The organism is Citrobacter sp. Marseille-Q3906 (assembly GCF_916618775.1).
GTDB lineage: Bacteria > Pseudomonadota > Gammaproteobacteria > Enterobacterales > Enterobacteriaceae > Citrobacter > Citrobacter murliniae.
This window is the reverse complement of the sequence record NZ_CAKAKA010000001.1, coordinates 684,424-697,240: the sequence shown is the minus strand read 5'-3', so window position 1 is coordinate 697,240 and position 12,817 is coordinate 684,424. Positions and strand designations below refer to the sequence as shown.

The 12,817-nt window shown below is 45.2% G+C and carries 8 protein-coding genes; 5 read left to right on the top strand and 3 right to left on the bottom strand.

The genetic code is table 11. The features are described 5' to 3' along the window. Nucleotides 1-48 precede the first annotated feature (48 nt). Nucleotides 49-1,986, bottom strand: a complete 1,938-nt coding sequence (gene sltY / locus LG384_RS03245) for a murein transglycosylase (RefSeq protein ID WP_225760442.1) — start codon at nucleotides 1,984-1,986, stop codon at nucleotides 49-51. Between the two features lie 206 nt (nucleotides 1,987-2,192). Between sltY and ettA the strand changes: the two genes are divergently transcribed. From ettA to LG384_RS03220, 5 genes are all read left to right on the top strand, one after another. After that, nucleotides 2,193-3,860 carry an energy-dependent translational throttle protein EttA gene (ettA, locus tag LG384_RS03240; RefSeq protein WP_045439535.1) on the top strand — a complete coding sequence of 556 codons (1,668 nt, stop codon included), beginning with the start codon at nucleotides 2,193-2,195 and terminating at the stop codon, nucleotides 3,858-3,860. 556 nt (nucleotides 3,861-4,416) lie between these two features. Then, nucleotides 4,417-5,472 carry a capsule biosynthesis protein gene (locus LG384_RS03235; RefSeq protein WP_190284572.1) on the top strand — a complete coding sequence of 352 codons (1,056 nt, stop codon included), beginning with the start codon at nucleotides 4,417-4,419 and terminating at the stop codon, nucleotides 5,470-5,472. A 33-nt stretch (nucleotides 5,473-5,505) separates the two neighbouring features. After that, on the top strand, nucleotides 5,506-7,176 hold the full coding sequence (locus LG384_RS03230) for a polysaccharide biosynthesis/export family protein (RefSeq protein WP_225760441.1): 1,671 nt from the start codon (nucleotides 5,506-5,508) through the stop codon (nucleotides 7,174-7,176). A gap of 62 nt (nucleotides 7,177-7,238) precedes the next feature. Beyond that, a complete protein-coding gene (locus LG384_RS03225; protein ID WP_225760440.1) occupies nucleotides 7,239-9,263 on the top strand; it encodes a capsular polysaccharide biosynthesis protein in 2,025 nt (674 codons plus the stop codon). 14 nt (nucleotides 9,264-9,277) lie between these two features. After that, a complete protein-coding gene (locus LG384_RS03220) occupies nucleotides 9,278-10,525 on the top strand; it encodes a capsule biosynthesis protein (protein WP_045439527.1) in 1,248 nt (415 codons plus the stop codon). A gap of 247 nt (nucleotides 10,526-10,772) precedes the next feature. Here the strand turns inward: LG384_RS03220 and LG384_RS03215 are convergent, their stop codons facing one another. Both LG384_RS03215 and LG384_RS03210 read right to left on the bottom strand, forming a co-directional pair. Further along, complete coding sequence (locus tag LG384_RS03215) at nucleotides 10,773-11,561, bottom strand: hypothetical protein (protein ID WP_048222104.1); 789 nt, start codon at nucleotides 11,559-11,561, stop codon at nucleotides 10,773-10,775. 55 nt (nucleotides 11,562-11,616) lie between these two features. Beyond that, nucleotides 11,617-12,711: a hypothetical protein gene (locus tag LG384_RS03210; RefSeq protein ID WP_048222106.1), complete on the bottom strand. Its 1,095-nt coding sequence runs from the start codon at nucleotides 12,709-12,711 to the stop codon at nucleotides 11,617-11,619. Nucleotides 12,712-12,817: the final 106 nt, after the last annotated feature.

The following is a 12,817-nucleotide window of genomic DNA, read 5'->3' as shown; positions in this document are numbered from 1 at the left end:
CCTTTTGTACTCTTTAACGAGTACGATAGCATAACACACTCGACTCGATCAGTAACGACGTTGCCATTCTGCGTTGCTCATCAACTCCGGTTTATCCCCCAGGAAATAGCGATAATAGGCGTCATAAGCCAGAACGTTTTTCACATACCCTCTTGTCTCAGAGAAAGGAATACTTTCAACAAATGCCACTGCGTCAATTCGCCCAGCGCTATTACCAAGCCAGGTGCGAACGCGTCCCGGCCCGGCGTTATAGGCCGCAGAAGCAAAAATGCGGTTGTTGCCAAATTGCTGATATACATACTGCAAATAGCTGGTACCGATGTTGATATTAGTTTCAGGATCCAGCAACTGACTGGAGCTGCTGTAACCTGGAATCGAGAACATTTTCACCGTATGCGTCGCGGTGCCCGGCATAATCTGCATCAACCCACTGGCTCCAACCGGTGATTTTACTTTCGGGTTCCATGCGCTTTCCTGACGCGCAATTGCCATCGCGTAGCTTTGCTGAATATCCTTCCCGCTGGTGTAACGAGAAAACAGATCTTTGTAGGCCAAAGGGAAACGCTCTTCCAGATGATCCCAGAGTTTGCCGGCGATCGTTGCCTGCACGCTCAGATCCCACCAGTGGTTGTTGAATGCGTAACGCGCCAGTTGCGCCTGTTCAGACTTCGTGCGGCTGGTGACCAGATTCGCCCATTCACTGCGCGCAGTATTATCCATGTTCCAGTACATTAACTCACGTACGCGTGCCATTTCAGGTCCCTGAGTCAGGGCAGAGTTGACATCTGTAGGTGCTTTGTCGACCTTCAACTCATACTCTTCACCCAACTTTTGCGCCGCTACCATTGGATAGAAACCGCGCTGCTGCATCAAAGAATGCAGGATCTCTTTCGCTTCGGCATCACGCCCCCGCTCCAGCAACAGATCCGCCTGCCAGTAACGCCATTCATCCTTCTCTTTGGCTTCCATCGGCAAGCGCGCCAGCCAGGTATTCAGACCACGCCGATCGCCAGTTCCCAGCGCCATCCGCACGCGACGTTCCACAAGCGTGGTGGATTGCGATCGCATAATAGCGTCATCACGCCATTTCGCCTGCTCGTCGGTAACATCATTGCCCATCAGGCGCCAGGCGACGATATCACGCAGCTCCTGAGTTTGATCGTCATTAAGCTGCTGCGCCTGCGCCAGTGACGGGATCATCAAACGTGCATTTTCCACATCCTGACGCGCAACACTGGCAAACGCCACCGCCGCCATCTGGCGAGTGAAATCCGTTGCTCCGGTCGTGCGGGCAAATGTCATAACGGAATTAGGATCATTTGCCAGCGCGATGATCGCCGAAGCTATGGTCTGATACTCGGCTGGCATCTGTCCTGCCAGCGCAGTCACCAGCCCCGTATTACCTGCTTTCATCGCCAGGCGAATACGTTCCAGATAAGCCAGCGGATCCTGAGTGCCCGATGCCCGCCAAACGCCGAATAATTTGTCACAGGCATTGGGCTGACTTTTTCCGCTCAGCCAAAGCTCTTTCGCCCCCAGCCAGGCTTCCTCTGCTTGCCCGGTGCTCCATTTCGCATAATAGTAGTTACATTGCGCTTCGGTAGTACCGGGTTTATCCGGGCTAAACGCTAACAATCCGCGCCAGTCTTCCCGACGAGCCAGCTCGTTCACAAAACGCGATTGCAATGTGCGGGCTGGAGGCAACGTAGGATTGGCACGCACAAAATTCGTTACAGTAATGGTGGGTTGATTCATGAGATCGTCAGTTATCTGACGATATTCAAGATAGGGATACAGAGGATAGCTCTTCAGGCCAGGCATCATCTGCTCTACAACATCCATCTGTCGGTTATCCCAGGCCTGCTTAATTTGCGCATAGCGGTTACGCTGCTCATCCAGAGAATCGGCCCGCGCCATTTGACTTACCGTCAGCAGACATACGCTGGCAGCCAGTAGGCGCCAGGTAAATTTTTTGGCTTTGTCCACAAGCTCTTCCTCTTGTCGTGTTACGTCTGTGCAGCATCATGCCGCTTAATAGATTTATGCTAACCAGACATTACAGAATGTGCCACGTTCCGGACACTTTTTTACTTTTGTTGCGGGTGAGATCTGCTGGCTGGGATTAGACCGTGAAAAAGGCTACACTTCGCCTTTGATAACTATTCATCACTATAAAAGAGGCGAAGTCCAACGTGGCTCAATTCGTTTATACCATGCATCGTGTCGGCAAAGTGGTTCCGCCGAAACGTCATATTCTTAAAAACATCTCTCTGAGTTTCTTCCCTGGCGCCAAAATCGGCGTGCTCGGTCTGAACGGCGCGGGTAAATCTACCCTGCTGCGCATCATGGCCGGCATTGACACCGACATCGAGGGCGAAGCACGTCCACAGCCAGGTATCAAGATCGGTTACCTACCGCAGGAACCGAAACTGAACCCGGAACACACCGTTCGTGAATCAGTTGAAGAAGCTGTTGCCGAAGTCGTTAACGCCCTGAAAGGCCTGGATGAAGTGTACGCGAAGTACGCTGAACCCGATGCTGATTTCGACAAGCTCGCCGCACAACAGGGCAAGTTTGAAGAGATTATTCAGGCGCACGACGGTCATAATCTCAACGTGCAGCTCGAACGTGCCGCTGACGCATTGCGTCTGCCAGACTGGGATGCAAAAATTGAGAAGCTCTCCGGTGGTGAACGCCGCCGTGTCGCGCTGTGCCGCCTGCTGCTGGAAAAGCCAGACATGCTGCTGCTCGACGAACCAACCAACCACCTGGATGCCGAATCTGTTGCGTGGCTGGAACGCTTCCTGCACGACTTCGAAGGCACTGTGGTGGCGATTACCCACGACCGTTACTTCCTCGATAACGTTGCCGGATGGATTCTGGAGCTGGACCGCGGCGAAGGTATTCCTTGGGAAGGTAACTACTCTTCCTGGCTGGAGCAGAAAGATCAGCGTCTGGCACAGGAAGCCTCTCAGGAAGCGGCCCGCCGCAAATCCATTGAGAAAGAACTGGAATGGGTGCGTCAGGGTGCCAAAGGCCGTCAGTCTAAGGGCAAAGCCCGTCTGGCTCGCTTTGAAGAGCTCAACAACACCGAGTACCAGAAACGTAACGAAACCAACGAACTGTTTATTCCACCAGGACCACGTCTGGGCGATAAAGTCGTTGAGGTCAGCAACCTGCGTAAATCCTACGGCGATCGTGTGCTGATCGACGACCTGAGCTTCTCCGTACCGAAAGGGGCTATCGTCGGTATTATCGGTCCGAACGGCGCGGGTAAATCGACTCTGTTCCGTATGCTGTCCGGTCAGGAACAACCTGACAGCGGCACCATCGAACTGGGTGAAACCGTCAAGCTGGCCTCCGTCGACCAGTTCCGTGACGCTATGGATAACAGCAAAACCGTGTGGGAAGAAGTATCCGGTGGGCTGGATATTATGCGTATCGGCAACACTGAAATGCCAAGCCGCGCCTACGTAGGCCGCTTCAACTTCAAAGGTGTTGATCAGGGTAAACGTGTAGGCGAACTGTCCGGTGGTGAGCGTGGTCGTCTGCACCTCGCGAAGCTGCTGCAGGTTGGCGGCAACATGCTGCTGCTCGATGAACCGACAAACGACCTGGATATCGAAACCCTGCGCGCGCTGGAAAACGCCTTGCTGGAGTTCCCGGGTTGCGCCATGGTTATCTCGCACGACCGTTGGTTCCTCGACCGTATCGCCACCCACATTCTGGATTACCAGGATGAAGGCAAAGTCGAGTTCTTCGAAGGTAACTTTACCGAATACGAAGAGTACAAGAAACGTACCCTGGGTGCAGATGCGCTGGAACCGAAGCGTATCAAGTACAAGCGTATTGCGAAGTAATACTACTCTAGCGGATGGCTCTGCCATCCGCTTTAATAAAACTTAATACGATTTTAAGTTAGAATATAATCATTCATTTGAGAATAAAAAAATGGTAATTTTATTGCCACCCCTCCTATATCCATCAAAAAAATATAAATACTCTCAATACATACCACCTAAGGAAAACCAGTAATAGACAATCACAGTTGTAGTGTTTTAACAACTGTGCTAAAAAAACAGATACGTCATCAATTAAACATTAACTTATATAGTTTATATATAAATAGACCCCAGCAATATTAAAACTCATTTGATAACATACAAAGGAATGATATGTTTCATCACATTATTTATTTTGAGTTGTATCGGCAAAAAGAATGCAATCAATGGGATAGATGAATATCTCACGCCAAGAATATTCTATCATTCCAACCGATTAATTAAGCTCATCGAATAACTCATGGAAATAAAAAACACTTTACCCGATCACTCTATTGCCAGAAAAAAAAGACTGATCTGTTCAATTTTCAAAAAATGTCGCCAAATTGATATCCAGCATCATTTGTGGAAAACGATGATCGCGGCCCCGATGTGCCTGCTAATTGTCTATCTGGTGATTTTCTGTCAACCTCGCTACGTCAGCGAAGCTAAAGTCGCGGTCAAACGTCAAAACGAACTCGACAATAGCAGTCTGAATGTTGGCTTGATATTGGGCGCATCGACCCCCTCTTCTGCGGAAGACTCGCTGTATCTGAAAGAGTACATTAACTCTCCGGATATGCTACAAAGCCTGGATAAGAAGCTCAATTTCCATCGAGCCTTCAGCCAAAGCGGCTGGGACTTTCTTTACCATCTTCCCATAGATATCACCACAGAACGCTACCTTGAATACTACCGCTCCCGTCTGAGCGTTGATTACGACGAAAAATCAGGTTTGCTGTCAATTCAGACGCAAGGCTTCACGCCTGAGTTTGCTCAACAGTTTAACCAAGCCATACTTAAGGAGTCAGAGCGTTTTATTAATGAGCTCTCGCATAAAATCATACGCGAGCAGATGCAGTTTGCTGAGGATGAACTGCAGCAGGCGAAAGATCGCCTGAACAACAGTAAGAGTCATCTTCTGGCGTATCAAAATAATAATAATGTACTCGACCCAGCAGCTTCAGCCGAAGCAGCCAGTACGCTGGTCAATACACTGATGAGTAAAAAAATAGAGATGGAGGCAGATCTACGCAATCTGCTGACCTATTTACGTGAAGATGCTCCTCAGGTGGTCAGTACCCAAAATGCCATTAAGTCATTACAAGCCCAGATTGAAGTTGAGCAAAACAAAATTACCGCACCTGATGGCAAAAAACTTAACAGCATGGCCGCTGATTTTGAAGAACTCAAAAACACGGTGAAATTTGATACCGATATATACGCCTTAGCGCTGAAAGCCATCGAGAAAACCAGAATGGAAAGCGCACGTAAGCTAAAAACGCTATCCATAATTAGCTCACCACAATTACCGCAAGAATCTCGCTTTCCGAACATCCCCTATCTTTTAGCGAGCTGGTTATTAGTGTGTTGTCTGCTTTTTGGTACGACCAAATTATTGATCGCCATTATTGAAGATCACAAAGAATGATATCCGCCACCGATATAAATGACAGAGTCTATTATGAAATTAGTTAAATCGATTCTTGTATTGAGCATCTTACTATCCTGCCAAGTTTTGGCTGTCGGAATTACTGCGGATCAGCAGCTAACCGGTGCTGCAGCACTCCCTGAAGCACTCGTAGCCAAAACACAGACCACGGACAACAGCGGCTTTGATAACACACCGATGCCAACGCCTGCACCGGTGTTAAGCCGTATGTTCGGTGCTCAGCTGTTTACCGGTACCACCGCTGATAGCGGTGCCAGTATCGGCTTTAATCCCAATTACATTATCGGACTTGGCGATACCATTCAGATTAGATTGTGGGGAGCATTTAATTTTGACGGAGCCCTCCCCGTCGATCCCAAAGGAAACATTTTTGTCCCCAACATCGGCCCACTGAACGTTAACGGCATAAATAACAGCCAGTTAAACAGTCGAGTGACGACCAAAGTGAAAGAAGTCTATCAGTCGAATGTCAACGTCTATGCTTCGCTTCTTCAGGCGCAACCGGTAAAAGTATTCGTCACAGGGTACGTCAGAAATCCCGGGCTATATGGCGGCGTCGCCTCCGATTCGCTGCTCTCTTATCTGAGTAAAGCGGGCGGAGTGGATAGTGAGCGAGGAAGCTACGTGGATATCACTGTGAAACGTGGTAAGAGTGTACGTGCACACGTCAATCTTTATGATTTTCTGCTCAATGGTTCACTGAATCTTTCTCAGTTTTCCGATGGGGATACAATTATCGTCGGCCCTCGACAATACACCTTTAGCGTAGAAGGTGATGTTTATAACAGCTATGACTTCGAGTTCCACAATAGCACCATTCCCGTTTCAGAAGCGCTGGCATGGTCGCGTCCCAAACCGGGAGCAACGCATTTCACTATTATCCGCCAGCAGGGGGCAATGAAGCGGACGGAGTATCACCCACTAAACAGTTCACTAGGCAAAATCCTGCAGGATGGCGATAAACTTATCATCAGCTCCGACCGCTACGCTGGCACCATACAGATTCGCATTGAAGGCGCTCACTCTGGTGAACATGCTGTCGTATTGCCATACGGCTCCACAATGAAACAGGTGCTGGCGCAGATTAAACCTAACAACATGTCGCAACTCAGTAGTATTCAGCTTTACCGCCACTCAGTGGCGACCCGTCAGAAAGAAATGCTGAATACCTCTTTGCAAAAACTGGAAGAGGCTTCTTTGTCCTCTCAATCCGCTACGCAGGAAGAAGCTCGACTGCGTGTGCAGGAAGCCCAACTCGTCAGTCGTTTCGTAGCAAAAGCACGTAACGTGGTGCCTAAAGGTCAGGTCGTCCTTAACGGAAGTAATCTTGATAACGTCATCCTGGAAGATGGCGACGTTATTACGATCCCGGAGAAAACCTCATTAGTTATGATCCATGGTTCGGTTCTTTTTCCCAACGCAATATCCTGGAACGAGAAGCTGGATGTGGATGATTACATTGAGAAGTGCGGCGGTCTGACTCAAAAGTCCGGTCAGTCGAAAATCATCGTTATTCACCAGGATGGTTCGGCGGTGGATGCCGACGACGTAGACGACGTTCTACCTGGCGATGAAATCATGGTACTGCCGATGTATGAAACTAAAAATCTGGAAGTCACACGGGGTATTTCCACCATTCTTTATCAGTTGGCTGTAGCAGCAAAAGTCATTCTGGACCTGTAAGACAAAGAGGGTGGCGGAGAGATTCCGCCACCAAAAAAACACTAACATGGAAGCCATTCAGGATGATAGGCATCTACTCTTCAGGTATCTGGCAGATCCCGCACCTTCAGAATTTTTTAGGTGAAGCGTGCCATAAACTGTCACATCTTTCGGCCCCAAATTCAGTCGACGCGATCGCCGTCTGGGGAGAGCGAGCCGTCTCTCAGCGTCCAATAGAACAGGCTAAAAAGGCCGGGCTGCCAATACTGCGGTTGGAAGACGGTTTTACCCGTTCATTAGGGTTGGGCATCAATGGAGCGCCACCTTTAGGCATGGTCGTTGATGATTTAAGCATTTACTACGATGCCAGCCGTCCCAGCCGCCTAGAAGTACTCATTCAGAAGGAAGCTAAAGAGCCACATTTACAACACGATGCTCTGCGGGCGATGGCCTTCATGGTTGAGAACGATCTCTCAAAATACAACCACTCACTTCCCTTTAATGAAGGGCACCATGCTGGCGTGACATTGGTCATTGATCAAACCTACGGGGATGTATCCATCACTCTGGGCGGTGCCAGTGAGAGACAATTCGCAGAGATGTTGTCCTGTGCCAAACGGGAGCAGCCTGAAGGCGAAATTTGGGTTAAAACACATCCTGATGTTTTGACAGGTAAGAAGAAAGGATATTTTGACAACCTGGCCCAGGATCCAAGTATTCGACTTATAACTGAAGATTTCAGCCCACAATCACTGCTACGGCATGTCTCTACCGTTTATACCGTAACATCACAATATGGTATTGAGGCGCTGATGGCAGGTAAAAAGGTCATTTGTTTCGGTTTGCCCTGGTACGCAGGATGGGGCCTGACCGATGATCGGCATCAATTCGCAGATAGACTTGCCGCACGCCGAGGAAGAGCCCCACTTACCGCTCTGGTAGCGGCTGCCTGGCTGCAATATAGCCGCTATATCGACCCGTATACAGGTAACCCTGGTACGCTATTAAATGTGCTGGAATATCTCCATTTACAACGCACATACCTTCTGACTCGCCACGGAAATCTCTGGGCTCCGGGTATGACGCTTTGGAAAAGCAGCATAGTAAAACCTTTTCTGGCTACACCTACAAACCATGTCAATTTCTCACGCAGTGGACGGGGGGCCAACATCTGCGTGGTATGGGGGATCAAAGGAGAGCAACGCTGGCATGTGGCAGCATCACAGCGCGAGATTCCCGTTTGGCGAATGGAAGACGGTTTCTTGCGATCTTCCGGTTTGGGTTCAGATCTACAGCCTCCTCTATCCCTGGTTCTCGACAAAACAGGTATCTATTACGATGCCACGCGGCAAAGCGATCTGGAAAATTTACTAAACAATTCACATCTGACAAAAGAACAGCAGCAACGTGCCGGAGCGCTGAGGCAAAAGTTGATAGCCACCAAACTCAGCAAATATAACCTTGGTGAACAATGGGTAATTCCATGCGTAACTGCGGGGAAACGAAAATTACTGGTTACCGGTCAGGTTGAAAACGATGCCTCAATGGCTCGCGGAACACGGTCCACCAACACTAATTTGGCATTATTGCAGACCGTTCGTGCTCGTTACCCCAATGCCTTCATCATCTATAAACCCCACCCGGACGTTCTGGTGGGTAATCGTCCTGGACATATAGCAGAAAAAGATATGCAACAACTGGCTGATTGCGTGGCACTTGATGCCGATATTATCGAGTGTATTCAGCAGGTTGATGAAGTACATACTATGACGTCGCTATCAGGATTTGAAGCCCTCATACATGGTAAAAAAGTCTTTTGCTACGGCATTCCCTTCTATGCTGGCTGGGGGTTAACCACTGATGAACACACCTGTGAGCGCCGACAGAACTGCATCTCACTCAACGACTTGCTGTACCAAACGCTGATTAGCTACCCCATCTACATTCACCCGGAGCTGAAACAGTGCATTACACCTGAAATGGCCATTGACTGGTTGCTGGCTCAAAAGCGCCAGAACTTAAGTCTCAACCAACACAGAGCAAGCCAGTATCTGCAACGGCAAAGTCGAAAATTGCAAATGCTTTATAACGCCATGAAAACAAGATAACGAGAAGGATCTCTATGAACAGCAATACGATCAATACACTTCTCTCTGGTAAGAGTTACTTGCTACTACAAGGACCAATGGGACCGTTTTTCAATGAGATGGCGGAATGGCTGGAATCGCAGGGACGTAAAGCCACTAATGTTGTTTTTAATGCCGGCGACCGTTTTTATTGCCGGAAGCGGCAATATCTGGCCTACACGAAGACACCGAGGGAGTTTCCACATTGGTTAAAAGAGACATGGCAGGAAAATCCTTTTGATACCATTCTGTGCTTTGGTGATTGCCGCCAATTACATCAGGCAGCAAAACGCTGGGCGCAGGCCAAAGGGGTACGTTTTCTGGCCTTTGAAGAGGGGTACTTACGACCGCACTTCATTACTCTCGAGAAAGGCGGCGTTAATGCTTATTCCTCAATTCCTAGAGAGCCAGAGTTTTACCGCAATTTACCCCCACAACCGGAGCTGGAGGTTCAGAGTTTAAAGCCTTCAACTAACCTGCGTATCTGGCATGCTATGTGGTATTACCTGATCAGTTGGATATATCGGACCCAATTTCCTCAATACAGACACCATAAAGTCTTTTCCCCCTGGTATGAAGCCAAATGTTGGATCCGTGCTGGCTGGCGTAAACAGTGGTATCGCTACAAAGAACGACACGTGATGACGTTGCTGAAAACAACATTGGATAAACGCTACTTTTTGGCCATTCTACAAGTATACAACGACAGCCAGATTCGAAATCATAGCCCGTATAAGGATGTGCGTAATTATATTAATGATGTTATGTACTCATTTTCTAAAAAAGCTTCACCAGCAGATTTTTTGGTGTTCAAACACCATCCGATGGATCGCGGACACCGCCTGTATGCACCGTTAATTAAAAAATTAGGCAAACTATATGGTGTAAGTAATAGGGTGATTTATGTGCACGATCTGCCAATGCCACGTTTGCTGACCCATACGAAAGCCGTCATAACTATCAATAGCACTGCTGGGATATCTGCGCTTATTCACAATAAGCCACTTAAGGTATTAGGGCAAGCTCTATATGATATTAAAGGGTTGACTTACCAAGGACATTTAAATCAATACTGGGGTGCTCACTTTAAGCCTGACACGAGGTTATTCAAGAAATTCAGCAAATATTTACGTGTAAACACTCAAATTAATGCAGTGTTTTATGGAAAGAAATCACCTGAAATGGTGCAATATCAGGTGACTCATAAAAAGAATATTACTGAAGGGAAGTGGTTCTTACAGTAACTTCAAAATACCTACATTTAATTAATCCTAGAAACCTAAATCCATAACGCTTATAAAACCATTTATTTTTGCTCTATATTTTTCATCATATCCCGTCCAATGAAACATGGATAATAATCCATCTCCCCACTCACCGCTGATATTTAATCGCTGTATAATATTCACCATACCTCAAGCCATTTTTGACAAAATAAAACTCCAAAATACTTTCACGTTTTAAATCTTCAATATATGGGGTTGATATAAATCACATATTATTTTTTAATCGAGATGAAACCAACTCACTACTTATGAAAAACATAATTTCATTTAATGAATTTTTAACAACATTGTTGTGGCGAGTGACAAACATTTCATCATTGTGAAAAACAATAAGTTTACTTCTTTTCATATAATTAATAGCATCTATTAAATGAGGTATATGATCAGAATATGTTTCATCATTTCGTGATGTAACTAGATATATCCTCCCTGGAGGAGTCAATGTTCTCCTAATAACTTCACCTAAATGCTCAGAGTAAAACTCTTTATCAGAGTCACTCGCTTCCTTAGGGTATATATACGAAAGATGGGACTTAAATTTATCAATCCATTTAACTAAATCAAACTGAGGTATTGCACAGATAGCAGCACCTACCCCAATTTCATGAGAAAAAAGCAATGCAGCGTATCCTCCCTTTGAAAAACCTAACATTATGACATCTTCCTTAAGGAGTTTATATTCTTTAATTTTCTCATTTATAAAGTAAATTACTGCATCTTTAGTATTAAGAGTTCCATTAATACCAAGATAATAATCGCCAACCATCCCATGATCATCTTTAATATATATCTTCCTGACGTTAAAGTGTTTTAGACCGGCTAAAAGAGTATAAGGATATCGTTTATCATCATCACTTGATTTTTCATCACCAAGAGATTGAAAAATAATTATTAATTTTCGCTCTCCTCGATAATTTTCAATAGGATATGGATCTTCAATATATGTTATAGTTGTTCCATTCATATGATCGAATTTTTTCTCATGAAATGCCATAATAATCCCTATCTGCTCGCATCATTTATTGGATATTTTCACAAAACTTAATTAATCAATTAAAATAATCGTAAAATTTTTGCGCGAACTTATTAAACTCATCATGACAATTTGCAGATGGAAATTCACAAGAACTAAAATCATTTGCACAAAAAGAATGGGGTAAATTATTGCCAGCTTTCGCATCTAGTAATCGATCATAGTAGAATGACGCAGTTGGTGAGCGGATATTAAAATAGTAGCTTATATCAATTTTAGGCGTTGACACGCCATAAATATACTGTAGATAGGGTACAAAAAAAGTAGCCATATTTATATCTGTTGTAGACCTAAATTTATTAGTTAAGAAATTCAAAATACGCTCCCCAAAGATATCATACGCTAATATATAATAACTTTTACGTAGCGGCACATAAGTGTGAACAAGATTATGATTAAAAGTTATATCAAACATCTCCAAAAAAAGATCATTGCTATTTTTACAAGCTATTGATGTAGATGTAAGTTTATCATGTTCGAAATTTATATTTTTATTCCCAATAAATATACTTGCAATTTCATTTGAGTGAAAAAAATGAGCTGCGCTGATTTCACGTGCCACAAAAAAATCATCATTAAAATAGATAAAATGCTCGGACAGATCATTAATATTGTGAAGACATGCTTCGATCACATGAGAGTTAAAAGTTGGTAAATATTTTTCAGGAATTATATCACGATGGTCTACAATATGTACTTTTTCTCTAATACCTATAGGAGTCGGAGGAATTTGAGAATCCGTAATAATATAGATATTACGAACCCAGGGCATATACATTTCCAAGCTTAATAGCGAATAGTAAATTTCATTATGATCATCAAACCTAGATTTTTCTAGTGCATGAGGTGTCGTATGACCGTCCCACAGATGAGAATAAGTGTCTCTTTTATTTTTCCATTGCAGGTCCAGATCCGAAACCCAAGTATAAACCACATCTATGTCAAAATCAGGAATGAATTGATTATCAATATTTTCACAAGCATCAATGATGCTATTTTCCCCACCAAAATGAGTTACTCCCTGGGTGAGATGAAGAGGATATTTATTTAACAAGGCATCTCTAAAAAAAATATTAGGTCGATTGAAAAGTTTTCTTATTTTCCGAAACATTAATTTACCTCAGCATCAACAAATATAAAATTTGAAGTATATCCAGAGTACAACAAACTATACGATTATCAGAAAGATATTTAATTTAGAAGTGTACTTATATATT

Excerpts from the sequence above, each read along its gene's own strand:
- LG384_RS03215 (WP_048222104.1), bottom strand. The coding sequence starts at position 11,561 with ATGGCATTTCATGAGAAAAAATTCGATCATATGAATGGAACAACTATA.
- LG384_RS03220 (WP_045439527.1), top strand. The coding sequence starts at position 9,278 with ATGAACAGCAATACGATCAATACACTTCTCTCTGGTAAGAGTTACTTG.
- LG384_RS03225 (WP_225760440.1), top strand. The coding sequence starts at position 7,239 with ATGATAGGCATCTACTCTTCAGGTATCTGGCAGATCCCGCACCTTCAG.
- LG384_RS03235 (WP_190284572.1), top strand. The coding sequence starts at position 4,417 with ATGATCGCGGCCCCGATGTGCCTGCTAATTGTCTATCTGGTGATTTTC.
- LG384_RS03210 (WP_048222106.1), bottom strand. The coding sequence starts at position 12,711 with ATGTTTCGGAAAATAAGAAAACTTTTCAATCGACCTAATATTTTTTTT.
- LG384_RS03230 (WP_225760441.1), top strand. The coding sequence starts at position 5,506 with ATGAAATTAGTTAAATCGATTCTTGTATTGAGCATCTTACTATCCTGC.